Source organism: Microbacterium sp. GQ128 (genome assembly GCF_059758615.1).
The window spans coordinates 1,172,217-1,196,977 of sequence record NZ_JCAXDY010000001.1; the positions used below are offsets into that span (position 1 = coordinate 1,172,217).

Annotated in this window: 26 protein-coding genes and 1 tRNA gene; 7 read left to right on the forward strand and 20 right to left on the reverse strand. The window is 68.8% G+C overall.

What is annotated here, in order from left to right:
* Positions 1–64: 64 nt before the first annotated feature.
* A complete protein-coding gene (locus AC6CHX_RS05645; RefSeq protein WP_498271950.1) occupies positions 65–451 on the forward strand; it encodes a DUF4307 domain-containing protein in 387 nt (128 codons plus the stop codon).
* Between the two features lie 96 nt (positions 452–547).
* Positions 548–1,036, forward strand: coding sequence for a transcription elongation factor GreA (gene greA, locus AC6CHX_RS05650; protein WP_136043515.1), 489 nt, complete (start codon positions 548–550; stop codon positions 1,034–1,036).
* Positions 1,037–1,099: 63 nt separating this feature from the next.
* Here the strand turns inward: greA and ilvA are convergent, their stop codons facing one another.
* Together ilvA and AC6CHX_RS05660 are read right to left on the reverse strand one after the other, a co-directional pair.
* Positions 1,100–2,329: a threonine ammonia-lyase gene (gene ilvA / locus AC6CHX_RS05655; protein ID WP_136043514.1), complete on the reverse strand. Its 1,230-nt coding sequence runs from the start codon at positions 2,327–2,329 to the stop codon at positions 1,100–1,102.
* On the reverse strand, positions 2,326–3,522 hold the full coding sequence (locus AC6CHX_RS05660) for an AI-2E family transporter (protein ID WP_498271951.1): 1,197 nt from the start codon (positions 3,520–3,522) through the stop codon (positions 2,326–2,328). Before AC6CHX_RS05660 ends, ilvA begins: the two co-directional genes overlap by 4 nt.
* 88 nt (positions 3,523–3,610) lie before the next feature.
* On the opposite strand from AC6CHX_RS05660, the gene AC6CHX_RS05665 reads away from it, so the two are divergent.
* Positions 3,611–4,867, forward strand: coding sequence for a winged helix-turn-helix domain-containing protein (locus AC6CHX_RS05665; RefSeq protein ID WP_498271952.1), 1,257 nt, complete (start codon positions 3,611–3,613; stop codon positions 4,865–4,867).
* Positions 4,864–5,787 (forward strand): hypothetical protein, encoded by a 924-nt coding sequence (locus AC6CHX_RS05670; protein ID WP_498271953.1) that lies wholly within the window; start codon positions 4,864–4,866, stop codon positions 5,785–5,787. The genes AC6CHX_RS05665 and AC6CHX_RS05670 overlap by 4 nt, the downstream gene beginning before the upstream one ends.
* Positions 5,788–5,799: 12 nt before the next feature.
* Here AC6CHX_RS05670 and AC6CHX_RS05675 read toward each other — a convergent pair whose 3' ends face one another.
* The 3 genes from AC6CHX_RS05675 to AC6CHX_RS05685 form a co-directional block, all read right to left on the reverse strand.
* Positions 5,800–6,366 carry a LemA family protein gene (locus AC6CHX_RS05675; protein ID WP_136043511.1) on the reverse strand — a complete coding sequence of 189 codons (567 nt, stop codon included), beginning with the start codon at positions 6,364–6,366 and terminating at the stop codon, positions 5,800–5,802.
* Between the two features lie 92 nt (positions 6,367–6,458).
* A complete protein-coding gene (locus tag AC6CHX_RS05680; protein WP_498271954.1) occupies positions 6,459–7,772 on the reverse strand; it encodes a D-arabinono-1,4-lactone oxidase in 1,314 nt (437 codons plus the stop codon).
* Positions 7,769–9,016, reverse strand: coding sequence for a type III PLP-dependent enzyme domain-containing protein (locus AC6CHX_RS05685; RefSeq protein WP_498271955.1), 1,248 nt, complete (start codon positions 9,014–9,016; stop codon positions 7,769–7,771). Before AC6CHX_RS05685 ends, AC6CHX_RS05680 begins: the two co-directional genes overlap by 4 nt.
* A gap of 87 nt (positions 9,017–9,103) precedes the next feature.
* Here AC6CHX_RS05685 and AC6CHX_RS05690 point away from each other — a divergent pair.
* Positions 9,104–9,176, forward strand: a tRNA-Leu gene (locus tag AC6CHX_RS05690).
* A gap of 10 nt (positions 9,177–9,186) precedes the next feature.
* On the opposite strand, the gene AC6CHX_RS05695 is transcribed toward AC6CHX_RS05690, so the two are convergent.
* The 11 genes from AC6CHX_RS05695 to AC6CHX_RS05745 form a co-directional block, all read right to left on the reverse strand.
* Positions 9,187–9,852, reverse strand: coding sequence for a DedA family protein (locus AC6CHX_RS05695; protein WP_498271956.1), 666 nt, complete (start codon positions 9,850–9,852; stop codon positions 9,187–9,189).
* A 6-nt stretch (positions 9,853–9,858) separates the two neighbouring features.
* Complete coding sequence (locus tag AC6CHX_RS05700) at positions 9,859–10,764, reverse strand: cation-transporting ATPase (protein WP_498271957.1); 906 nt, start codon at positions 10,762–10,764, stop codon at positions 9,859–9,861.
* Between the two features lie 290 nt (positions 10,765–11,054).
* On the reverse strand, positions 11,055–12,566 hold the full coding sequence (locus AC6CHX_RS05705) for an NAD(P)/FAD-dependent oxidoreductase (protein WP_498272034.1): 1,512 nt from the start codon (positions 12,564–12,566) through the stop codon (positions 11,055–11,057).
* Between the two features lie 25 nt (positions 12,567–12,591).
* A complete protein-coding gene (locus tag AC6CHX_RS05710; RefSeq protein WP_136043505.1) occupies positions 12,592–13,899 on the reverse strand; it encodes a S8 family peptidase in 1,308 nt (435 codons plus the stop codon).
* Positions 13,896–14,438 (reverse strand): DUF501 domain-containing protein, encoded by a 543-nt coding sequence (locus AC6CHX_RS05715; RefSeq protein ID WP_498271958.1) that lies wholly within the window; start codon positions 14,436–14,438, stop codon positions 13,896–13,898. The genes AC6CHX_RS05710 and AC6CHX_RS05715 overlap by 4 nt, the downstream gene beginning before the upstream one ends.
* A gap of 47 nt (positions 14,439–14,485) precedes the next feature.
* Entirely contained in the window at positions 14,486–14,968 is a 483-nt protein-coding gene (locus tag AC6CHX_RS05720; RefSeq protein ID WP_498271959.1) for an FtsB family cell division protein, read from the reverse strand.
* 182 nt (positions 14,969–15,150) lie between these two features.
* Positions 15,151–16,431: a phosphopyruvate hydratase gene (gene eno / locus AC6CHX_RS05725; protein ID WP_136043502.1), complete on the reverse strand. Its 1,281-nt coding sequence runs from the start codon at positions 16,429–16,431 to the stop codon at positions 15,151–15,153.
* Positions 16,432–16,549: 118 nt separating this feature from the next.
* Positions 16,550–17,209, reverse strand: coding sequence for an O-methyltransferase (locus AC6CHX_RS05730; protein WP_498271960.1), 660 nt, complete (start codon positions 17,207–17,209; stop codon positions 16,550–16,552).
* A 46-nt stretch (positions 17,210–17,255) separates the two neighbouring features.
* Complete coding sequence (locus tag AC6CHX_RS05735) at positions 17,256–18,206, reverse strand: CPBP family intramembrane glutamic endopeptidase (protein ID WP_498271961.1); 951 nt, start codon at positions 18,204–18,206, stop codon at positions 17,256–17,258.
* The gene (locus tag AC6CHX_RS05740) at positions 18,203–19,261 is read right to left on the reverse strand and encodes a DUF1648 domain-containing protein (protein ID WP_498271962.1); all 1,059 of its coding nucleotides are present in this window, start codon (positions 19,259–19,261) and stop codon (positions 18,203–18,205) included. Before AC6CHX_RS05740 ends, AC6CHX_RS05735 begins: the two co-directional genes overlap by 4 nt.
* A complete protein-coding gene (locus AC6CHX_RS05745; protein ID WP_498271963.1) occupies positions 19,258–19,656 on the reverse strand; it encodes a GntR family transcriptional regulator in 399 nt (132 codons plus the stop codon). Before AC6CHX_RS05745 ends, AC6CHX_RS05740 begins: the two co-directional genes overlap by 4 nt.
* 108 nt (positions 19,657–19,764) lie before the next feature.
* On the opposite strand from AC6CHX_RS05745, the gene AC6CHX_RS05750 reads away from it, so the two are divergent.
* Entirely contained in the window at positions 19,765–20,238 is a 474-nt protein-coding gene (locus AC6CHX_RS05750) for a PaaI family thioesterase (protein WP_498271964.1), read from the forward strand.
* Between the two features lie 31 nt (positions 20,239–20,269).
* Here AC6CHX_RS05750 and AC6CHX_RS05755 read toward each other — a convergent pair whose 3' ends face one another.
* From AC6CHX_RS05755 to AC6CHX_RS05770, 4 genes are all read right to left on the reverse strand, one after another.
* Entirely contained in the window at positions 20,270–20,776 is a 507-nt protein-coding gene (locus tag AC6CHX_RS05755) for a hypothetical protein (protein WP_498271965.1), read from the reverse strand.
* A gap of 160 nt (positions 20,777–20,936) precedes the next feature.
* Positions 20,937–21,344, reverse strand: coding sequence for a hypothetical protein (locus AC6CHX_RS05760; RefSeq protein ID WP_498271966.1), 408 nt, complete (start codon positions 21,342–21,344; stop codon positions 20,937–20,939).
* Positions 21,345–21,445: 101 nt separating this feature from the next.
* A complete protein-coding gene (locus AC6CHX_RS05765) occupies positions 21,446–23,104 on the reverse strand; it encodes a hypothetical protein (RefSeq protein WP_498271967.1) in 1,659 nt (552 codons plus the stop codon).
* Complete coding sequence (locus AC6CHX_RS05770) at positions 23,101–23,433, reverse strand: hypothetical protein (RefSeq protein ID WP_498271968.1); 333 nt, start codon at positions 23,431–23,433, stop codon at positions 23,101–23,103. The genes AC6CHX_RS05765 and AC6CHX_RS05770 overlap by 4 nt, the downstream gene beginning before the upstream one ends.
* A gap of 98 nt (positions 23,434–23,531) precedes the next feature.
* On the opposite strand from AC6CHX_RS05770, the gene AC6CHX_RS05775 reads away from it, so the two are divergent.
* On the forward strand, positions 23,532–24,761 hold the full coding sequence (locus tag AC6CHX_RS05775; protein WP_498271969.1) for an APC family permease: 1,230 nt from the start codon (positions 23,532–23,534) through the stop codon (positions 24,759–24,761).

Sequence of the window (24,761 nt, forward strand, 5' to 3'; positions counted from 1 at the left end):
CGGCCTTTCGTACGCAGGTCGCATAACCTGGTATCACCAGCCTAACGACCGGGAAGACCCACCTGTGACGACCGCACAACAGCTCGACGAACGCTACGGCCGAACGCGACGACGTCGATGGCCGTGGATCGTCGGCGGCGGCCTCGCGCTGCTCGTCGTCGGGGCCTTCAGCTGGATGACCGTCGCACAGTCGATGGCCTCCGTGGACGCCGACGATCTGGGCTTCACGCTCGTCGACGAGTACTCGGTGGAAGTGAGCTTCCAGGTGACCGGTGTGCAGGGTCGAGAGGTCGTGTGCGCGCTAGAAGCACTCGATGAGGAGTTCGGCGTGGTCGGCTGGAAGATCGTCGAGATCCCCGCCGGAGACAGCCAGTCGCAGACCCGATCGGTCACCATTCCCACCGTCGCGGAGGCGACCACAGGTTTGGTGAACACCTGCTGGGTCGCCTAGACTCGTGCCAGACAGACGACGCCCCGGCACGAGCCGGGGCGTCTTGGCATATCCCCCGCAGCACGCCGGAGGGATCCCGAAAGAAGGAGCTTCGTCATGTCCACCGATGCTCAGGTTCCCTTCCTCACGCAGGAAGCATATGACCGGCTCGTCGCCGAGCTGGAGCACCTGTCGACCGTCGGTCGCGATGAGATCGCCAAGCGCATCGAGGCGGCTCGCGAAGAAGGCGACCTCAAGGAGAACGGCGGCTATCACGCCGCGAAGGATGAGCAGGGCAAGCAGGAGGCCCGCATCCGCACCCTCGAGGCTCTGCTGAAGACCGCCAAGGTCGGCGAGGCTCCCGCCAGCCGCGGGATCGTCGAACCCGGCACCGTCGTCACTGCGCTCGTCGCGGGCGGCGAAGAGGTCTTCCTCCTCGGCAGCCGCGAGATCGCCGTCGGCAGCGACCTCGACGTCTACAGCGAGGCGAGCCCGCTCGGTCAGGCCATCCTCGGCCTCAAGGTCGGCGAGAAGTCGGCATACGAAGCGCCGAACGGGCGTTCCATCAGCGTCGAGATCGTGAATGTCGAGACCTACTCGGGCTGACACCTCACGCAGAAGCGCCCCGCATCCTCTCGGAGGCGGGGCGCTTCTGCGTGGTTTCGACGGTCAGTCCGCGACGAGGATGGGCTCGAAGCCTGCGCGACGCAACGTGTCGAGCGTGTGCTCCGAGTGCTCGGGCCCTCGCGTCTCGACGCTGAGCTCGAGGATGACCTCGCTGATCTGAAGACCGTGACCGTGACGGGTGTGCATCGCCTCGATGACGTTGGCCCCTGCCTCGGCGATGAGCTCGGACACCCGGGCCAGCTGGCCCGGGCGGTCGGGCAACGGGACCCGGATGGTGAGGTACCGTCCGGAGGCCGCGAGCCCGTGCGAGACCACGCGCTGCAGCAGCAGCGGATCGATATTGCCGCCCGAGAGCACCGCCATGGTTGTGCCGGTGCCGGAGACCTTGCCCGCCAGTATCGCCGCGACGCCCGCCGCACCGGCAGGCTCCACCACGACCTTCGCCTGCTCCAGCAGGATCAGGATCGCCCGCGCGAGATCGTCGTCGGACACGGTGACGACCTCGTCGACGAGGTCCTTGATGATGTCGAACGGGATGGCACCGGGGCGCGCGACCAGGATGCCGTCGGCGATGGTCGGTCGCGTGACGATGTCGACGGGCTCCCCCGCAGCGAGAGACGGGGGCACAGCGGCGGCGTTCTCGGCCTGGACGCCGATGACGCGGACGGTGCGCCCGAGCTCGGCGGCACGCGCCTTCACGGCCGCGGCGACGCCCGCGATCAGGCCCCCGCCGCCGATGCCGAGGACCACGGTGTCGACGTCCGGCGCATCATCGAGCAGTTCGAGCCCGAGGGTCCCCTGCCCGATCACGATGTCCCGATGGTCGAACGGGTGGATCAGCACGGCACCGGTGCGCTCGGAGAACTCCGCCGCGAGCCGCAGCGAGGTGGCCACGGTCTCGCCCTCCAGCACGACCTCGGCACCGTACCCGCGGGTGGCGAGGAGCTTGGGAACCGGAACCCCGAGAGGCATGAAGATCGTCGCGGGGATGCCGAGCGCCTGAGCCGCGAGTGCGACGCCCTGGGCGTGGTTGCCCGCGGACGCGGCGACGACGCCGCGTGAGCGCTCCTCCGCGCTCAACCGCGACAGCCGATACGCGGCACCGCGGATCTTGAACGAGCCGGTGCGCTGAAGATTCTCCATCTTCAGCAGGACGGTGCCTCCGTGGATGTCGGAGAGGGCTCGCGACGGCAGCGTCGGCGTGTGCGAGATCACCTCAGCCAGACTCTGAGCCGCTAGCTCGAACTCGGTCAGGCTGGGGACTTCGCTCATCGATTCCTCCGTCTCCGCTCGCGCGGTACTGTGCTCCAGATAAGGTCTCCGCTGGGCCCGACGCCGGTGCGCCAGGAGCCGGAGCTGATGGTCACGGCCGCGACGTTGACGAAAGCGGCCAACGGAACGGCGAAGAGCGCCCCGGGGATGCCGGCGATCATCGCCCCGCCCGCCACGACGAGGACGACGGCGAGCGGGTGGACCTTCACTGCAGAGCCCATCATGATCGGCTGCAGGATGTGCCCCTCGATCTGCTGCACCGCCAGCACGACCACGAGCATCCACAGCGCGATCCACGGTCCGTTGTAGACGAGGGCGAGGAACACGGCGACAGCGCCGGTCGCGACCGCACCCACGATCGGGATGAAGGAGCCGAGGAACACCAGGACGGCGACCGGAAGCGCGAGCGGCACCTGCAGCAGGAAGGCCCCGAGGCCGATGCCGATCGCATCGATGGTGGCCACGAACAACTGTGTGCGGGCGTAGTTCACGATCGTCGCCCAGCCGTTTCGCGCGGCCCCGTCGACCGCCGGGCGGGCCTTGCACGGGAAGATCTTGACGGTCCACCGCCAGATGCCTGCGCCGTCGGCGAGAAGGCAGATGAGGATGAACAGCGACAGCAGCGCTCCGGTGGCGACGTGTCCCACCGTCGTTCCGATGGCCAGCGCACCCGTCCAGAGGGCCTGCGTCTGCTCATTGAGGAAGTCGAGGCCCTGCTGCAGGTAGTCGGCGATCTGGGTGTCGGAGAGGTTCAGGGGGCCTTCATGCAGCCAGACCTGGAACTGGTCGAACGCCTCGGTCGAGCGCGCCTGCACGTCAGGCAGCTGGGCACGAACCTGCCAGACGACCAGCCACATCAGCCCGGTCACGATCGCGGCCGTTCCGATGAGCGAGATGGCGATCGCCAGCCAGCGAGGGAGTCCGTGTCGCAGCATGAACGAGAAGGCCGGCCACAGGAGCGCCGTGATGAGGATGCCGACCATCAGCGGGATGACCAGGAGCTTCAGCAGCATCACCAGCCAGATGAAGACGCCGATCGCGGCCGCGATGATCAGCAGCCGCCACGAATAGCTCGCTGTGATCCGCAGCGGCAAGGGCACCGCCTCATCGGCATCGGTCGTCACGGTGCGGTCTGTGGAGACCGGGCGCGGACGGAAGAGATCTCGCAGCCGGGGGCGCTGGTCCTCGCTCATCGCCCAAGTCTACGGTCAAGCGGTATGCCGTTCGACGCATCCATCGCCGAGCACAAGCGATGTCGGCGTCCGGCGATACGCTGACGACGTGACCGAGACCCTCAGTTCGACGCAGGCCCGGCGGATCGCCCTCGCAGCGCAGGGGTTCACCCGCGCAAGGCCCGCCTCCGTCGCCGCACGCCACGTGCACCGGGTGATGGACCGACTGGGCGTGCTTCAGATCGACTCGGTGAACGTGTTCGCACGCTCGCACTACCTGCCCCTGTTCTCGCGTCTGGGCTCATACGATCCGGCGCTCCTCGACAGGGTCTTCCTCTCCCGCACCACCCACTACGTCGAGTACCTCGCCCACGAGGCGACGTTCATCCCGGTCGCGGACTGGCCGCTGTGGCGATTCCGCATGGACGACTTCCGGCGGAAGTGGGCGGGTGAAGACTCGTGGATGAGCAACAACGCGCGCACGGTGCAGTGGGTCCAGGACGAGCTGCGCGCCAGGGGGCCGCTGCGTCCCGCCGACCTGCGTGACGACGCGCCTCGAGAGCGCGGCACCTGGTGGGACTGGGACGAGGCCAAGCTCGCGCTCGAACACCTCTGGCGCACGGGGGATGTCGCCGTCAGCGGCCGCCGAGGCTTCGAGCGCACATACGCGCTGGCCGAGCAGGTGATCCCCGACGGGATCCGATCGCGGGAGATCTCCCGCGATGAGGCGATCCTGGAGTTGACGCGACGTGCGGCCCGCTCGAGCGGTGTCGCGACGCAGTCCGACCTCGCCGACTACTACCGGATCCGCGACCGTGCCACGGTCGCACGCTCGATCAGCGAGCTCGTCGACGCCGGCGAACTGCTCCCTGTCCAGGTGCGCGGATGGGAGCGCGGCGGCCGCCCGTTGCCCGCGTGGCGGCATCGCGACGCCGTGTTGCCGCGCAAGGTCGACACTGCGGCCGTTCTGACGCCGTTCGATCCGGTGGTGTGGTTCCGCGAGCGGGCGCTCCGCATCTTCGATCTCGACTACCGCATCGAGATCTACGTGCCGGCAGAGAAGCGTCGGTTCGGCTACTACTCACTGCCCGTGCTCGTCGGCGACCGCATCGTCGCGCGCGTCGATCTGAAGGCCGACCGCGCCACCTCGACTCTGCAGGTGCAGTCGGCGTGGTGGGAACCGCAGGCTCGGCCCGGCGATGCCGAGCCCGTCGCCGCGGAACTGGCCCTGGCAGCCGCCTGGCAGGGCCTGGAACGGGTCTCGATCTCGAGTTGGGGCGATGCCACCTCAGCGCTGCACGGCGCGCTGACCGGGGCGGGTGGCAGTGTGCATCGCCACGTGCACGCCAGAGAGAGCGCCCCATGAGTCGGCGCCGTTGGTGGCTGATCGGCAGCGTTGCGGGAGTCGTCGCGGCCGTCGTCGCCGGTGTGTGGATCTTGCAGGCGACGAGTCGTCCTGCCACTGCGCAGGAGGCCGCTGTCGCGTACCTGCGCGCGCTCGAATCCGGTGACCCGGCAGCGGTGGAGAAGACCGGCGCCGTGGTCTCACCGGAGACCCTCGGGGCGTTCTCCGGCGCGACGGCACTCGTCGAGGAAGCGGAGGTGACCTCCGTCACGGGCGATGACAGCGCCCCGGTCGGGGGCGCGACGGCGGTGGCCGAGATCTCCTTCCGCCTGGCCGATGAAGAGCACACGGCAGAGCTGACACTCTCTCCCGTCGACGGACGATGGGTCGTGGATGATTCCGGACGCGGCAGCGTGACCGCCACTCCGTCGGTCGGCACATTCGTCGCCATCGGGGAGCAGACCCTGCCCGCCGGCGAGGCGACGGCGCTGCTGCCGGCGACCTACACCGTCACCGCCGCGCCGGTGGCGTTGCTCAGCGGCGAGGGGTCGGTGACCGTGCTCCCGGGCGAGGAGACAGCCGTCGATGTCGACGTGTCCGTCCGCGCCGAGGCGACGGTCGCGGCTCAGAAGCAGCTCGACGAGTACCTCGCGACCTGTACGGAACCGGGTGCCGCGTCCCCGCCCGACGGTTGCGGCATCCGCATCCCCTGGGGCACGGAGTTCCGCGCGGTCACCGACATCCGATACCGCGTGGAGGAGCTGCCGACCATGACGTTGTCGGCCACCGGGTTCGGCGCAGAAGGTGGGGTGCTCGTCGCGACCGTCGCCGGAACCGGTCAAGACGGCGCGAAGCGCGAGACCACCTACCGGACCGACACGTGGGCCGTGCGCGGCGACGTGTCGTTCACCGCGGACGACATGGTGCTGACCGCCTGGTGAGCGCGCGTCGGATCAGAACTGCACGCGGGGCGGCTCGGAGATCGCGCTGTTGTCGGCGACCTCGAAGAACTCGCGCTCGGTGAAGCCGAGCCCCTTGGCGAAGAGGTTGTTCGGGAAGACCTTGATCTTGGTGTTGAGCTCACGCACGCCACCGTTGTAGAACCGACGCGCGGCCTGGATCTTGTCTTCCGTGTCGACCAGCGCCTGCTGCACCTGGAGGAAGTTCGTGCTCGCCTGCAACTGCGGATACGCCTCGGCGACCGCGAAAAGACTGCGAAGTGCCTGTTGGAGGTGTCCCTCGGCGATTCCGGCCTCACCGGGCCCGCCGGCGGACAGCGTCTCGGCGCGCGCACGGGTGACGTTCTCGAAGACGGCCTTCTCGTGGGAGGCGTACCCCTTGACCGTCTCGATGAGGTTGGGGATGAGGTCGGCTCGTCGCTTCAGCTGCACCGTGATGCCGCTCCACGCCTCGTCGACGCGGACCTTCAGCTGCACCAGCGAGTTGTACGTGGCCCACAGATAGATGCCGGCGAGCAGGATCACTCCGACAACGATCAGTACCGGCACGAGCCATTCCATCAGAGGCCCACCCTTCCTCGTGTTTCTCTCATCCTAGACGCGCACCCTGCACGTGGACTGGGCGCATGCCGGGGCCGCGGTCCCGGACCGTGTCAGGCTCCGAGCACGCGATCGAGATAGCGATTCGTGAAGCGCCGCTCCGGATCCAGGCGGTCGCGGAGCGCGACGAAGTCGTCGAATCGCGGATAGCGCTCGCGGAGCGTCTCATCCGTCAGAGTATGCAGCTTCCCCCAGTGCGGGCGGCCACCGAACTCGAGCATGATCTCCTCCACCGCGTTGAAGTACTCCGAGGGGTCGGCGCGCCAATACCGGTGCACCGCGATGTAGGCGCTCGAGCGCCCATGCGCCGTCGACAGCCACCGGTCGTCCTCCGCCGCGAAGCGCACTTCGATCGGGAACTCGATGCGCCACCCGCGCTGAGCGATGAGGGCGCGGACCGCCTGGAACGCCGGCACGACATTCTCGGCCGGCAGCGCATACTCCATCTCACGGAACCGCACGGTCCGGCTCTGGATGAGCACCCGATGCGACAGCTCGGTGTACTCACGGTCTCCGGTGAGCTTGACGGCCAGTCTGCTGAACGGCGGCGTCATCGCCGGAACGACCTGCCCCGCGGCGCACACGACCCGGTAGACGCCGTTGGAGAGGAGCGTCTCATCGATCCATCTGCCGACCACGGGGAGCCGTTTGCGCACCGTCGACTCCGGCAGCCGTGTCTGACGCTTCGTCAGCGCGACGTCGGTGTGCGGGAACCAGTAGAACTCGAAGTGATCCGACGCGGCCACGCGCTCATCGAGCGTGGCGAGCACGTCGTCGAGAGGGGCGGGCTCATCGATGGCGTGCATGACGAAAGCCGGGACGCACTGCAGCGTGACCTCGACGATGATGCCGAGCGCACCGAGCCCGAGCGCGACGGCCGGCAGCAGTTCGCTCTCGTGCTCATCGTCGATGCGGAGGAGTTCTCCTTCGGCCGTGACCATGGTGATGCCGACGACCTGAGTCGCCAGGCCGCCGAACTGCGCGCCGGTGCCGTGGGTTCCGGTGGAGATCGCTCCGGAGATGGACTGACGGTCGATGTCGCCCAGATTCTCCATGGCGAGCCCGTAGGGCGCGAGCAGGCCGGGGATACGATGCAACCGCGTACCCGCGAGAAGGGTGACCCGTCCGCTGGCCGCATCCGCCGAGACGAGACCCTGCAGGTCGTCGAGTTCCAACAGGACGCCGGGCGCGACGGCGATGCCGGTGAAGCTGTGCCCCGCGCCCACGGCCTTCACGCTGAGACCGTGCTTCACCGCCGCGATCACCGCGCGCTGCACGCCCTCGGGACTGCGTGGGCGCTCGACGCGCACGGGACGCACGGAGGCCGACCGGCCCCAGTTCTGCCAGGAGCCGCCGATTCTCGTCACAGGAACGCCTTTCCCTCGCCGCGGTAGGTGGGAAGCTCGTCGATGACCTGCTCCCCCGACACCAGGTGATAGCGCTCGATGCGCTCCGCGGGCTCTCCGCTCTTCGCATGCCGGAACCAGACGCGATCCCCCACTCCCAGCGACATCGCGGCAGGCCCCTGCAGCGGCGTCTGCACCTCGCCGGCGGCCTCACGCCCGAGCGTGCGGAGTCCCTCGGGCCACACGGGGCGCGGCTGACGGGAGTCGAGAGCAGGGCCGGAGGCGATCCACCCTCCGCCCAGCACCGTGGCGATGTCAGATGCCGGGCGCCGGACGACGTCGAAGGCGAAGGCCGAGGCCGGGGCGGGGCGGAACGAGCGGTATCCGTCGAACAGATGGCCGCCGAGCAGCCCGCTCCCCGCGCTCGCCTCGGTGAGGGACTCGTCGCTGCCCGTGAACTCGAGCGAGCCGGTGCCGCCGCCGTTGAGGATCTCCAGCGGAGCGATCGCCCCCACGGCGGCGACGATGGCCGCCCGACGCTCCCGCAACTCATTCCTCGAGCGCGCCTGCACCATGCGGATCAGTGGCGCGTCGGGCCCGGCATCGTCGCCCTGACCCGCGATCTGCGCGTCATACATCTGCAGTCCGACGAGCCGGAACCCGGGGCGGGCGACGACCTTTCGGGCGAAGCCGGCGACCTCGCCGGCGGTGAAGAGCGCCGATCGTCGGACTCCGATGTGGCCGAGGAGCGAGGATCGCCAGGACGCGTCGACGTCGATCGCGACGCGGATCTCGGGGCGGGCTGCGGGTCCGGCGACACTGTCGATCAGATCGAGGTGGACGAGATCGTCGACCATCAGCGTGATGCGCTGCGCCGCCTGCTCGTCGGCGAACAGCCGCTCCAGACCCGCGCGATCCACCGTCGGATAGCCGAGCATGATGTCGTCGTGCGTCTCGGCCAGCCACAGCGCCTCCTCGAGCGTGAACGCGAGGATGCCGCGGAATCCGGGGAGTTTCAGCACCGCATCGAGCACCGCCCGCACGCGCACCGACTTGGAGGCGACACGGATGGGGAGGCCGCCTGCGCGCACCAGCAGGTCCATCGCGTTGTAGCGGAGCGCCTCTCGGTCGATCACCCCGACCGGCGCCGGCAGGTGTCCGGTCGCGGCGGAGAGGCGTGGCCAGTAACGGGCCGGATCCTCCCACTCCGGGGCGATCGCGGGCGCACCCTGAACGGGGCTCAGTTCGTCGATGAGGTCGAGCACTCCCCCACCCTAAGGCCTCCCCATACTCCGGATCACCCCCCGCGGCACCCGGTCGCAGCCGCCGCGCGGCGATAGGCTGACGACGCGGCCCCCGTAGCCCAATGGCAGAGGCAGGCGACTTAAAATCGCTTCAGTCTGGGTTCGAGTCCCAGCGGGGGCACTTCGGCTTCTCACTCCTCGCCGTCCGCAACAGCTCTCCGCTCTCCCGCCGCTTCTCGCACCCGGCGAGCGACCAGCACCACGAGGGCGACCGCGATCGCCGTGTAGACGGCGTAGTCGAGATATCCGAGGTACTGCTCCAGCTGCTCGTGCTGCGTGCCGAGCGCCGCACCGACGCCGAGGAGCAGAGTGTTCCAGGCGCCGCTGCCGACGACCGTGTAGACGCTGAAGGTGACGAGATTCATGCGCGATGCCCCGGCCGGGATCGAGATGAGGCTGCGCACGCCCGGGACCATCCGCCCCACCAGCACAGTCCAGCCCCCGCTGCGCGTGAACCAGTCCGCTCCGCGCTCCAGATCCGAGCGGCTCACCAGTCGGGTCGACGCCAGCAGTCGCACTGCGCGCTGCATGCCGATCGCCGCGCCGAGCCCGTAGAGCAACAGTGCTCCCAACCAGGAGGCCAGGGTGCTCCAGAAGATGAGCCAGCCCAGATTCAGCTCTCCGCTCTGGCTGAGGTAGCCCGCGAACGGCAGGATCACCTCGCTCGGGATCGGCGGGATCAGCACCTCGAGGAACACGAGCACACCGACCCCGACGTCGCCGAGGGAGGTGAGGACGTCGGCCGCGAATCCGGTGAGGCCGCTGAAGCCGTGTTCGGCCTCGGTCGCGTAGAACATCCGCGCTCAGCGTCCGAAGAGATCGCCGATGCCCGGGATGCCCAGGTCGCCGAGCCGCTCGCCCCATCCGGTAGCCGCCTCGCCGAGTCCGGACGCCGCCTCCCCCGCGGACCCCATCAGGTCGCCTGCCCCGCCGGCGATCGACTCGACATCGATTCCGGCGGCGAGCGACTCGACGTCGATGCCCTCCGCGAGAGCACCGAAGTCGACGCCGATGTTCGCGGCCTGCTCGAGAAGCGGACCGGCCACCGTGCTGAGCACGGCACCCCCGGCGACCACGCCGAGGAGTCCCACCGCCGCGCCGCCTGCGGCGACCACAGCACCACCGGCGCCGGCACCACGCACCCGCGACAGGAGTCCGCGCATCCGCCCCGGTCGCATGGCCTCGGCGCGTCCGGCAGCGCGGGCGAGGTCGTCCGGCGACGAAGACCTCGGACGCTCCCCCGGCTCGAGCTCCTGCCGCATCCGTGCCTCGACGAGCGCGCGCTGCTCGGGCGTCAGACGGGCGAATGCCTCCCGGTGGATCTGCTCGACACGCTGCGGGTCGGCCGTCTGCAGCAGATAGTCATACCGGGCGATCGCTGCCCGGTCGGCGTCGGACGCCACGTTCGAGGAGCGGGGTGCGCGCGCAGCCGGGGGTGCGTATGCATCCCTCGGACGCGCGGAACCGGCCGCACCGCTCCGAGCGCCGGACGCCGGCGGTGCATACGGGTCTGCAGCCGCGGGCGGTGCGCTCTGCTCGGCTCGCGGGCCGCCGTCGGCCGGGCCTCGGACCGCGTCCACGGCTCCGCGGAGCATGCCGCCCCAGTCCGTCGAGCGGGATCCGCCCGCCGAATGGTCGTTGCGTCCGGACCCGGCACTCTTGTCGAGCGCGTCCGTGGCGAGTCCGATCAGGCGGGAGAGTTTTCCCATGGGTGTCCCTTTCGTGGTGCGGGCCACCGGGGATTCCCAGGTCGAAGCGACGGCAGGGGTTTCTCGGCACCCCGCGATGCGGGTGCCAAGGTCTCCTCCACCCTCGCGGGCCAGCGGGCCGGAGCACGATCTCATGCTCGTAATGACGACGACGCTGCAGACGGGAGTACTCCCCTTGCTGCCCCCACGCTAGCGGCTGCACCTGTGCTCTGCCTCGGAGCCTCCCCGAAGAAACGAAGATCGGCCCCGGCGCAGAGCGCGCGGGGCCGATCCATCGGTTCGAGAGTCAGCTACTTGGCTGCAGCCTCGGCCGGCTCAGGAGCCTTCTCGGCGGCAGGCTTCTTCGCCGCAGGCTTCTTCGCGGCCGGCTTCTTGGCCGCGGGCTTCTTCGCGGCGGCAGTCGCCTCCGGTGCCTCAGCCGATGCCGCCGGAGCAGCCTTCGCCGCCGGAGCCGCGTCCGCGACAGGCGCCGCGGGAGCTGCCGGACGCGGACGCGCGGCGAACTCCTCGAAGACGTAACGCGGGTTCTGCACCGTCTCGAGGTTCACCAGGTCGCGGCCGAGCCACAGGTTGTTCCACCAGCCCCAGATCACACGGAACTTGCGCTCCCACGTGGGCATCGCGAGGCCGTGGTAGCCGCGGTGCGCGACCCAGGCCACGAAGCCCTTGAGTGCGATCTTGCCGGACTGGAAGACGCCGTTGTACAGGCCGAGACCCGCGACGGCACCGAGGTTCTTGTGGAAGTACTCCTTCGGGTTCTCCCCACGGAGCACGGCGACCAGGTTCTTCGCGAGGAGCTTGGCCTGACGGACAGCGTGCTGGGCGTTCGGCACGCAGAAGCCGCCGACGCCGCCGCCCGAAAGGTCGGGAACGGCGGACACGTCACCCGCAGCCCAGGCGCCCTCGACGAAGGCCTCGGGCGTGCCGACGCGCAGGTCGGCACGGGTCTGGATGCGACCGCGCTCCTCGACCGGGAGGTCTCCGCCACGAACCACGGTCGGGTTCGCCATGACACCCGCGGTCCAGACGATGACATCGGTCGGGATGACCTCGCCGGTGGAGAGCTCGACGTTACCGTCGATGGCGCCGGTGACCTGGGTGTCGAGGTGAACGTTGGCACCGCGCTTGGCGAGATCCTTCAGCACCCACTCGCTGGTCTTCAGCGAGACCTCGGGCATGATGCGCCCCATGGCCTCGATGAGGTGGAAGTGCGTGTCCTCGAAGCTGAGCTGCGGGTACTTGCTGACGAGCGACGAGGCGAGCGAGCGCAGCTCGGCGAAGACCTCGATACCCGCGAAACCGCCGCCGACGACGACGACCGACAGCAGACGGTCGCGCTCGGGACCGGCGGGAAGAGCCGCGGCCTTGTCGAAGTTGGACATGACCTTGTCGCGGATCGCGACGGCTTCCTCGATCGTCTTCAGCCCGATCGCGTTGTCGGCGATGCCGGGGATCGGGAAGGTGCGGGAGACGGCTCCCGCGGTGACGACGATCTGGTCGTACGCGAACTCGTACGGCTCGCCGACGGGCGGCGTGATCGTCGCGACCTTCTGCGCGTGGTTGATGTTCGTCACCTTGGCGGTGAGGACGTGAGTGCGCTTGAGGTGACGTCGGTGCGCGACGACCGAGTGACGCGCCTCGATGGAACCGGCGGCCACCTCGGGCAGGAACGGCTGGTACGTCATGTACGGCAGCGGGTCGACCATGGTCACGTCGGCCTCACCCTTGCGGAGGTGCTTCTCGAGCTTCCACGCGGTGTAGAAACCTGCGTACCCTCCGCCGACGATCAGAATCTTGGGCACAGTGCTGTTCTGAGGCACAGAAGAACTACTCCTCGGAGTCGGGGATTTGGCGTACGGAAACGCGCGCCGATCGGATGCGCCGGGCAGCTGCGGTGACGCCAAGCGCTACCAGGATACCAGGCACGGTGAGCGCAATGAGCGGCAGGGTACCGTAGCGCAGTGAATCGGCGCTGGGAAGCAACGGTGAAGCGGCCTCGCTCGGCGCATCGGCCGCGGGCAGAGGCGGCACGGCGACCGGTGTCATCGAGGGAACGGGCTGCGGTTCCGACTCCGCACGACGGAAGTAGCGCACCCATTCCGCCAAGTCGCCCATGGGGTTCGCGCTCACCGGCGCGATGTCTGCGGAGATCGCTGCGGCGGCGTCCACCAGCCCGTAGCCGTAGAGCGGATCCTGCGGCTTGGTGGCGTCCGGGACCGGTATCGCCGTCTTGATGATGCGATTGATGACGTCGATCGCCTTGATGTCGGGATGCGCGGAGCGGATCAGTGCGGCGACTCCCGCGACGATGGGCGCCGCGCCGCTCGTCCCACGCCAGTGCTCGACCTTGCCGTCGGCGGAGACACCGATCAGTCCCTCGCTGGGTGCCGAGATCCCGATCGTGATGCCCTGGGTGGAAGCCTCGACGCTCGCGGTTCCCGTCTGGTCCACGCCACCCACGGTGAGCACGCCGGGGATCGTCGCAGGAGCACCGATGATGTTCGTGCCGCTCCCCCGGTTGCCCGCGGCCACGACGACCACCACGTCGTGCTCGAACGCATAGAGGAACGCATCGTCCCAGCTCTCATCCCAGTCGAGCGTGTTCGTGGTGAAGGAGAGGTTGATGATGTCGGCGCCGTTGTCGACCGCCCAGCGCATGCCCTTCGCGACCTGCTCTGTGAACGGCACGGCGGCGGCTGCGCCGAAACCGACCGAGATGGAGAGGAGGTTGGCCTCCGGCGCGACCCCGATCATGCCGGTCCCGTCGGGGGCACCGCGTCCGGCCGCGAGCGACGCCACCCACGAGCCGTGATTCCCGTCGATCGCGCCCAGCGGCGTCCGTCCATCCGGGGTGCCGGCACCGGACACATCGGTGCCGCCGACCACGGCGTCTCCGAACACCTCGGGCACCTTGCCGATGCCCGTGTCGATCACGGCGATCGTCACGCCCTTGCCGCGGGTCGTCTGCCACGCCTCGCGGATCCTCGCGCCGTCGAGCCAGTACTCCGACGCGCGGGTCGGATCGGATGGATCGTCGGGGATCGGCGGCGGCGTCGCCGTGGCGCCGAGGAGCAGCACAGACGCCGCGACCACCAGCATGGCGGCAGCGCTGCGCAGCGTCCGGCGGGCTGTCATTCGGGTGACGCCGCCGCTTCTCGCAGTGCGGCGCCGGGGTCTTCGCACCGGCACACCTCGGGCGTCCAGGACGACCGCGCCAGCGCGGCATCGCCGATCGGGTTCACGCCGGGACCGGCAGCGAGGGCGTGTCCCGCGAGCGCGTGCAGGCACTTCACGCGCGTGGGCATGCCGCCGGCGGAGATCCCGTCGATCTCGGGGACCTCCCCGAACTGCGTCCGGTCGGCGAGGTACGCCTCGTGCGCGGCGAGGTAGGCGGCAGCGGTCTCCTCATCATCGGCCAGGAGCGCCGCGAGTTCCGGCATCACCTGCGTGGCCTCGAGGGTCGACATCGCCGCCGTGGCCGCCGGGTGCGTCAGGTAGTAGAACGTGGGGAACGGCGTGCCGTCCGGAAGGCGCGGCGTCGTGGCGACGACCGTGGGGTTGCCGCACGCGCAGCGAGCCGCGATGCCCACCACACCACGGGCGGGACGGCCGAGCTGGGCCGAGACGACGGCGAGCTCGGCGGACGTGGGGGCAGGGAACGGCGGCGTGGTCACCCCTCCAGCGTAGGGGAGCCGCCCGAGAGGATGCTCGGAGGGAGCGCTCAGGGAGCGGTCGCTGCCGTCTCGCTGAGTCCCGTCGCGACCAGGGTGCGCAGGAGTTGCGGCATCCAGTCCGACGGCTTCTCCTCGAGCGTGTCGCTCACCGGCGCCTGCTCGCGCGGGAGAGCCGATGGATCGAGGTCGTTGTCGATCAGATAGACGACCTCGCCGGGCTTGACGTAGTAGAGGCGCTCGCGCGCCTGAGTCGTGATGTATGCGGGGTCGTTCCACCGCTCGCGCTCGGCGATCAGCGCGTCGATCTCGTCTTCGCTCACCTGCACCGATGCCTCCAGCGCCGCGATCTTCTGACGCTGGTCGATGAACGTTCCGAGTGTGGGCACGAGGACCCAGGCACCCAACACCACCAGCGACAACATGATCACCGAGAACGCCGAGAGACGGATGCCGGAGGCCCACTCGCGGACATCGACGCGCGGTGCATCACCGCGGTTCCTGCGCGAGGCCCGGGGCGCGGGGGCGGTCACGGATGACGTCCTCGATCTGCCGGCGCCCTTTCCGGCCGCCTTCGCGGCCGGAACCGACGAAGGAGGAGCCGGTCGTCGTGCCACGGCCCCTCCTTCGTCGTGCCGCTTCAGCGGCGTCATGCTCCGCGGATGACGGCCGTCTCAGCCGCCGCTTCCGCGGCTTCTACGTGTGTCAGCCGCGCTCAGGCCTGCGAGCGCGGGAAAGCCGAGCGACCGGCGAAGACCGCGGCGTCGCCGAGCTCCTCCTCGATGCGCAGCAGCTGGTTGTACTTGGCGACGCGCTCGCTGCGAGCGGGTGCGCCCGCCTTGATCTGGCCGGAGTTCGTCGCGACGACGAGGTCGGCGATGGTCGTGTCCTCGGTCTCACCGGAGCGGTGCGACAGCATGGCCGTGTAGCCGGAGCGCTGCGCCAGGCTGACCGCATCGAACGTCTCGGTGAGCGTGCCGATCTGGTTGACCTTGACGAGCAGCGAGTTGGCGACGCCGCGCTTGATGCCGTCGGCGAGGCGCTGCGGGTTGGTGACGAACAGGTCGTCGCCGACCAGCTGCACCTTGGAGCCCAGGGCGTCGGTGAGGTGCTTCCAGTTGTCCCAGTCGTCCTCGGCCAGCGCGTCCTCGATCGTGACGATCGGGAAGTCGTTGACGAGGCCCACGTAGTACTCGGTGAGCGCGGCGGCGTCCCAGTCCTTGTTGTCGAGACGGTAGACGCCGTCCTTGAAGAACTCGGTCGCTGCGACGTCGAGGCCGAGGGCGATGTCGGTGCCGGGCGTGAAGCCGGCCTTCTCGATCGCCTTGACCAGGAAGTCCAGGCCCTCGCGGTTGCTGGGCAGGTCGGGGGCGAAGCCGCCCTCGTCGCCGAGGCCGGTCGCGTAGCCCGCAGCCTTCAGCTCGGCACGCAGCACGTGATAGGTCTCGACGCCCCAGCGCAGTGCCTCGGAGTAGGTCTCGGCGCCGATCGGAGCGAGGAAGAATTCCTGCATGTCGATGCCGTTGTCGGCGTGCTCGCCGCCGTTGATGACGTTGAACAGCGGAACGGGCAGCACGTGGGCGTTGGGGCCACCCAGGTAGCGGAACAGCGGGAGGTCGGCCGAATCCGCGGCCGCCTTGGCGACGGCGAGGCTCACGCCGAGGATGGCGTTGGCGCCGACGCGCTTCTTGTTCTCGGTGCCGTCGACCTCGATGAGGATCTCGTCGACGATGCGCTGCTCGCTCGCCTCGACACCCTCGATGGCCGGGCCGAGCTCGTCGATGATGGCCTCGACGGCCTTGAGCACGCCCTTGCCGCCGTAGCGGCTCTTGTCGCCGTCGCGGAGCTCGTACGCCTCGAACGCGCCGGTGGATGCACCGGACGGAACGGCCGCCCGCTGCACGATGCCGTCGTCGAGGAGGACCTCCACCTCGACGGTCGGGTTTCCGCGCGAGTCGAGAATCTCGCGTGCGCCTACAGCCTCGATCAGTGCCACTGATGTGCTCCTTGCTCAGGGGGAAAACGTGGTGTGGAGCGTCGTCGATCCGCGCCCAGTCTAGCCCGGCCGTGCGACCGGACCAGGGACGCGTCCGGGCATTCCGCACGGAGCGGGCTCAGACCACGACGGCGATCGCGAAGCCGTCCCAACCCTTCGCCCCGACCGTCTGCAGGGCCGTGGCGTCGAAGCGCGGGTCCTCCCCCAGCATCCGGAGTCCGTCACGGGTGCCGATCACCTTCGGGTCGGTGCTGTCGGCGCGGACGATCTCGCCTTCGCGCCCGATGTTGTCGAGCACGATGACCGTTCCCGCGTGCCCGAGTCGCGCCGCCCAGTCGAGATAGACGGTGTTGGACTCCTTGTCGGCATCGATGAAGACCAGATCGAACCCGCCGACCAGGGTCGGCAGCACCTCGGCGCCCCTGCCGATACGGATGTCGACCCGGTCGCCGACACCTGCGGCGTCGATGCTCGCCCGGGCGACGGCGGCGTTGTCGGCCTCGGCCTCGATCGTCACGACCCGCCCCTCCGGCCCGACGGCGCGGGCGAGCCAGATGGTCGAATAGCCGCCGAGTGTGCCGATCTCGAGCACCCGCCGCGCACAGCTGATGCGGACGAGCAGATTCAGCAGCTTGCCCGCGACGGGCGCGACCTCGATCTCTGGCAGCCCCGCCTCGCGCTGTGCGATGAGAGCCGACTCCAGGTCGGCGTCGGGCCCGACGAGCGTGTCGGCGAGATACGAATCGGCCTGCGACCAGGCGGCGGGGGTGGAGTCCATGACCTCAGCCAACCGCCGCCTCGTATCGCCGTCAACCCCCGCGACATCAGCCCCGCGGCGGCGAGAGCAGACGACCGGGGGCGTCGGCGAGCTCGGGCTGCTTCCGGAACTGGCCGGTCAGCACGAGCACCAGGACCACCGCCGCGACCACGATCCACGCCGCGACGCCGAGCGGCCCGGCGAGAGCGAGATCGGGCTGCGAGGCCGCGAACAGGACGATGAGCCCGGCAGCGGCGTTCAGCGATCCGTGGGCGATCACCGCCGGCCAGACGGATGCGGAGCGCAGTCGGAGCCAGCCGAGCAGGACGCCCCAGGCGACGCAGCCGCCCACCATGAACAGGACGCCCGTGATGTCGGTGCGCCCGAAGTTGTAGCCGAGCAGGATGATCGGGCTGTGCCACAGGCCCCAGATCGCGCCGCTGAGGATCAGGGCGGGCCAGGTGCCGAGCGGTCGCAGCGCCGGAAGCAACCAGCCCCGCCATCCGATCTCCTCCCCGAAGGCGAAGATGCTGTTGAACAGCGCCCCGAGGGGAACCATCGCGATCTGGGCGAACACCACGACCTCGACCGGCGGCACGGGGGCACCGGCGGGCAGCGCCTTCGCGAGCTCCGCCGCGAAACCGGCGAAGGTCAGATCGAGCTGCACGAACCCGAGCGCCGCGGACACGACGATCGTGAGCCCGACCAGCACCGGTGGTACGAGCCAGGCCGCGACCATGAGCCAGACCACGCGCTTGGCAGGCCGCAGCGGCCAGAGGCCGAGGAAGCGCGCACGCTGCCCCCGGGCGGGCACCCCCATCGCGAAGGTCACGACCAGCACCGCGACGGCAGGGGTGAACATCATGATCGGCAGGAGGAACACGGACATCGGCTCGGCGAGACCGGCCCCCAGCCAAAGGGGCAGCGCCACCAGCCACGCCAGCGCGCAGGCGACGATCACGAAGACGATGACGGCGGGCCACTGCACGGCGCGGGGGTGTAGAGTCGATTCGGTCATGAGTCGGCCTTTCCGGGTTCTGCGGGCGTCACGCCCGGCGTTCGAGTACGGTCCGCATAGGCCTGGAGCAGTGCTGCAGCCTCTTCGGCTCCGTCGATGGTGACGATGAAGGGCCGCCGACCCCGACGGCTGACCTCGATCGCGGATCCCTGCCGCATGACGATGCCGGTCCGCCCGTCGACCGAGATACGCCAGCCCCAACCGCCGAACTCACCGAACGGCGAGATCTCCACCGCACGAGCGGACTCGATCTCGTCGAGCGGAATGCGGATGCGCGGCCAGCCCAACAGAGCCCGCGCGGCGAAGCCCTCCGGAGTGACCTTGACGCGGAAGGATGCGGTCGCTGCCAGTGCGAGGCCCACGACGAGCCCGACCACGGCCACGATCCAACCGCCCGCGACGCCGGTGCCCAGCATGTACGCGGCGAGCGCGACGAGGCCGAGAAGCACGATGAAGAGGAAGGCCAGCGCTCCGCGGGGCATGGTCGTCGTGGCGACCCACACGACGCGTTCACCGTTCGCGATACGGACGGCATGCCGGGGCTCCAGCGTGCGTCCCTGCTCCGCTCTCACGCGGGGTTGCACGGCCCAGGCGATGCCCCCAGCCGCGATGAGCCCCCCGAACGCCAGCGCCATGATCCCGCCGATGCCCGGCGCGTCCGCGATATCGGTGAGATCGCGCTGGATCGCGAGCGAGCCGAGGCTCATGATCGCGGCGAAGAGTGACATGCCCGCCGCCAGAGCACCCATCAGGCGTCCCGCGCCGCCCCAGTGCGCGCCGACCGAGGCGAGGGTGGTGATCGCCATCAGCAACGGCAGCCCGAGTCCGATCCCGACGAGGAGCCAGAGATAGGTGGACGGAGCCCCGAAGCCGTCGGCACCGCCGAAACCCCAGTGAGTCGCGACCTGCTCCGGCATCGTGGGCAGCCACATGAGCATGACCACGACGGCGATCGCAGTGATCGTGATCGGCGCGATCACCGCGACGACGAAGAAGGTCAGCCGTGCGCGTCGGAGCAGCGGAGGCTGCGTGCGGGTGAGGTCGTGGGTGGTCATGGCGAATCCTCCTCGGGGTTCTCGATCGGGTTCATGACGGTGGGGGCTTCGCGGTGCGCCTGGACTATGCCGGCGAGCGTGTCGGCGGACACCCCGAGAGCTGCGGCACGACGCACCAGTTCATCGATGTCGTGCGCGAGCTCGGCGAGCGGCGCAGCCGAGCTCGCGATGACGGCCCCCCTACCTCGACGCAGGTCGACGAGACCTTCGTCGCGCAGCCGTTGGTAGGCGTGCAGAACGGTGTGCTGGTTGATGTCCAGCGCCTCGGCGACATCTCGCGCCGCGGGAAGGCGGTCTCCGGGCGCGAGGACTCCGGCGAGGATGTCGGAGCGCACGGACGCCGCCACCTGGTCGTACAGCGCGCGGGGGCTGTCGGGATCGACGCGGATGAGCATCCGACCCTCCTTCTCCGGTATCGCTAGTTATTCTATACGAACTAGAACAACTGTAGCTACCCTCCAGACGTCTTCGTCGCCCTCGCCCACGTCCGCCACACTGACGGAATGCGCATCACGCCCCGCCGCCTCGCCCTCGGTATGAGCCTGTGGATTCCGAACCTCTTCAGCGGCATCCGCGTCCGTCGCTTCAGTGAAGACTGGACGCACGCCACCGTCGAGCTGCACGTGAACGTCTTCACCCGCAACTACGTCAAGACCGCGTTCGGCGGCTCGATGTCGGCGATGACCGACCCGTACTTCTTCATGCTCGTCATCCATCAGCTCGGACGCGACCATGTGGTGTGGGACACCCGTGGCGAGATCGAGTTCCTGAAGCCCGGACGCGGCGTGCTCACCGCGGAGTTCGAGGTGTCGAAGGAGAAGGCGGAGGAGATCCGTGAGCGCGCCCGCGGCGGGGCCAAGGTGCTCGAGTGGTTCGAGACGGTGATCACGGACCGCGAGGGCGACGTGGTCGCGAAGGTCCGCCGCGAGGTGTACATCCGGGAGAAGAAGCGGGTCACGGCGTCGTCCCGGGGCTGACCGGGGCGTGGAGGCGCCGGCGGGTCGGCCGTCAGAACGTGCCGCCCTGGTAGACGCCCTCCGGCAGCGTGAAGCACTCCGAACCCGAAGCGATGCGGATCGTGTGCGGCTCTCCCTCGCTGAAGATGTAGTTCTCCACCGAACCAGGCAGCGTCAGTTGCACGCTGTACGTGTCAGTGACATCGACCCAAGACTCGACGGAGAACCGGCCTTCATCTCGCGCATCTGATTCCAACTGCTTCACCACCTCAGTCGCATCAGCCTCGGAGACGAGCACCACGGTCGTAGATCCTGCCCAATGGTGCCGCGCTTCGTCACAGGAGAACAGCGTTCCGTCCGGCTTCTGATCGACGCTGGCGACGACGTCATCAGGAATCAACGACGCGATCTCCAACTCCATCGCCTGCGCGTCGGCCTTTGCCTTATCTGCCGTCTCTTTGCTCTCCTGTCCGGGTCGCTCCGCCAGGAAAGCGCATCCACCCAAGATCGCCGAGCACACCGCAACGACGCCAATGGCCTGCCACCACGACGCTCTCATCCGCGCACCAGCTCTTCCATGTACTTCAGGGCTTTGTCGTTATCCATCAGCATCCCGATGTCATCGAGCGGCACGTACATCGCCTCGGCATCCCCGACCCGGACAGCGCGAGAAGGCCGCCGACTCGGAGCGATCTCAGGTCATGGATGTGAGACGGACATCAGAACGTCCCCCCGGGATACACGCCTTCCGGCAGCGTGAAGCACTTGGAACCTGAATCGATGTCGATAGTCCCCTCTTCAATACCTTCACCGAAGATGAAGTTCGCAGCGGTCTCGGGGGACGTCAGCTGCACGGTGTACTCGCCGGCAGGGTCGACCCAGCTCCTCATCTCGAAGCGGTCGTCGTCTGCCATTTGAGCCTCAACGCCCTTGACGACCATTTCGACGTCCGTGCCTGGCACCAGAGCAACCGTTGTGAGACCTTTCCACCGGTGTTGCGCATCCTCGCAAGAGAACAGCGTTCCTTCTGGCTTCTGGACGACATTTGCCACAACATCCGCAGGAATCAACGCCGCAATCTCAAGCTCCATCGCCTGCGCCTCAGATTTCGCTTCTTCCAACGTCACGGGACTCCCATCGTCAGCAGGCGTTTGAGCGGCGGGCGCACAACCTGAGAGCACCGTCGCGCAAAGCAACGCGACGGCAACAGCCCGCCACCCGCTGCCTCTCATCTGGCCACCAGCTTCTTCAGATACTTCAAGGCCTCATCATTGGCGTCACTGTTCGTCGCGATCAGGTTGTGATTGTCCATCAGCACCCCGATGTCATCGAGCGGCACATACACCGATGGATGTCCGCTGGATGGCACAGCTGCCGACTCTGCCAGTTCGTCATCATGCGGCCCTTCGTAGTATTCGCCGTGCTCGAAAGCCGGGTGCTCACGTGGATTGTTCCCGTCCCACACGATCCCAAGTCCCTGCCCGGACTGCAGGATGTCGCGATAGGAGAGGTCTGTGTACGTCGTGCCCTGCCCTGGCTTCCACGATTCGGGCATCCCCGCCCCGGAGAGCGAGATCACCTTGTCGTAGTCTGCCCCAGCGACCTCGGAGCTCGTGACGTTCGACAGCCCCCAGCTGTGTCCGAGAGCATCCTGCTCCGCCGCCACCAGGAGCGGATCCGCACGCATCCCCGCCTCGAACCGCGCAAGCTGTCGCCCTGCCGCGAGCGCGCGGTCCGCATCGTTCGCCTCGCCGATGCGGAACATGTCGATGCCGCCGACGTCGGTGTTCTCCCCCGGGAAAGGTCCGTCCTTATAGACGAACGCGACGGTGCCCGGCACCTGGCCAGCGAGGTATCCGGCGATCTGCTGCGCGCCACCCCGGTAGAAATCCCCAAGACTCGTGAAGGTTCCCGGCACGTACGTGATCACCTTCTCCGTCTCGGGCGAGGGTGTTCCGATCATCTCGACGATCCGTGAGGAATCACGATCGTAGAGGTAGAGCTGAACGGGGTCGTCGTCGCTCATCACCTGTCTCAGGTAGGCGATCTCGCTGCGCAGGAAAGCCGCGCGCTCGTCCGAGATCCCTTCGACGGCGAGATCCGCCTCGGCCTCCGCGATCCAGCCGGGCGCGTTGAGGCGGTTGGCGGCCACGCGGACGAGCGCGGGAATCCCGTCCATCGCGCCCACGATCTCCGAATGCGCGTTGATCACCTCGTCCTGCAATTCCGGCCGAGACAGCCACAGGCGCAGCACCTCCTCCGGCGTGTCGGCGGAGAGGAGCGCGTCGAGGAAGTCCCTCGCCTCGAGGGTGACCGGCGCGCTCTCCGACGGGACCAGTGCCCGCACGGCAGCGTCGTACGCCTCTTCCCAGGCCCCGAAGTGTCGTTCGTACTCGACCCAGAGCTCGTTCAACTCCTCCTCGGCTCGATCGCGTGCTCCGATCTGCTCCGTCGCCTCATCTTCCGCCTTTTCCAGGGCCGCGGGGTCGTCGAGCCTCGACGCGGCCACCGCACCGCGCCCGGCACTGTCAGCGGCCCTTCCCAGCGTTTCATGCTGGGCGTGCGCATTCTCGATCTCCTCGATCAGCGCGTTCGCCTTCGGGGCGTGCGCGTCGTGCGCCTTCGCATACGCCGTCAGGGCCTCGGCGAGCGTCTGAGCGAGCGCGACGTCCGGGCCGATCACCGACAGGATCGCCGCAGCGTCCTCGCGGGCGCCGGAGACGGCCTTTCCCACGCCGGCACACCCCGTCGTCCGCGCCGCCGCCCCGCGAAGCGCGCTGAGATGCTCGGCGACGACCTCGAACTGATCGACCCACCGAGACATCGTGCCCACATCGCCCTTGATCTTCTCGAGCGGGTATCCACGGTTCGGCGAACCAAGACTCATGGCTGTTCCTGACCGGTGAGCTCGACGTCGAGGTCGGAGTACCGGTCGGTGATGTTCGTAAGAGTCGTCCTCAGGGCCTCACTCGCGTCTTGATGTGCAAGCGTCGCCTCACGGAGTGCGTCTACCTGCCTGTCCATCGCAGACTTCAGCGAATAGCGGCCGAGCGGTGCGTCGACGCCGGTATCACCCGCCAGGTTCGAAGCATCCGTCTGCAAGACGAACACGGCGTCGGCGAGATCGAAAGCCGCCGCCCGCAATTCGTCATAGAACACCTGTACTTCCGACATGAAGACACCCCCCGGTATCCATCCAAAATCACCTTCCCCCATGGCTTCCCCGCCCGAGGGAGGACGTGGAAGCCAGCATAAGCGACCGGCCGCGGTGCGTCCGTCACCCGCCGTTCACCGCGGACTGTCACCATGGACGGATGCCCCTCGCTCGCCGGCTGACGCTCGGAGACGCCGTCGCCATCGGCCTCGGCTCCATGATCGGCGCCGGAGTGTTCGCCGTGTGGGCTCCGGCGATCGGGGCCGCCGGCAGCGGAATCCTCATCGCACTCGCGATAGCCGCGGTCGTCGCGTACTGCAACGCGACCGCATCGGCGCAGCTCGCCGCAGCACATCCCGTCGCGGGTGGCACGTATGCGTACGCCCGAGCCGAGATCGGCCCGTGGTGGGGATTCGTCGCCGGCTGGAGCTTCGTCATCGGCAAGATCGCGAGCTGCGCCGCCATGGCGATGACCTTCGCCGCCTACGCCGCACCCGCGGGGTGGCAGGTGCCGGTCGCCGTGGTCGCCGTCGCCGCGCTGGCCGTCGTGAACTGCTTCGGCGTGACCCGGACCGCGCTGCTCACGCGCATCCTGGTCGTCTGCTCGCTGCTCGGGATCGCCGTCGCGGTCGGATTCGGGCTCGGCGCCGCACCGACAGCCGCACCGAGCCCGCTGCCCGACGCCACCGTCTACGGCGTGCTGCAGGGGGCCGGGCTGCTGTTCTTCGCGTTCGCCGGATATGCACGCATCGCGACCATGGGTGAGGAGGTGGTCGACCCGGCGAAGACCATCCCGCGCGCGATCGTCCTCGCCCTCGGCGGAGCCGTCGTCGTCTACACCCTGGTCTGCGTCGCGGTCGTCCTGGTCCTCGGCGCCGATGCGAGCGGATCGACGGCGCCCCTGGTCGACCTGCTCGATGCGGCGGACGCCTCGGCGTGGGATCCGGTCATCCGCGTGGCGGCGGCCGCCGCGTCACTGGGTGCGCTGCTGGCGCTGCTGACCGGCATCGGGCGCACGACGCTGGCGATGGCCAGGGAGGGTGACGTCCCGAGGTTTCTCGCAAAGATCGACGAGCGCCATCACGTGCCGCAGCGCGCCGAGATCGCGATCGCCGTCATCGTGATCGTCATCGTGCTGCTCGCCGACCTTCGCGGCGCGATCGGCTTCTCGTCATTCGGAGTGCTGCTGTATTACCTCATCGCCAACGCGTCGGCCTTCCGGCAGCGGGGATCGGCACGCCGCCACCCCCGCGCGCTGCAGGTCGTCGGCGCGCTCGGGTGCCTCGTGCTGGTCGCAACCCTCCCCGTGTTGGCCTCCGCCATCGGAGCAGGGGTGGTCATGCTCGGCGTGGGATACCGGATGCTGCGGCTCCGACTCGCGCGCGTCTGA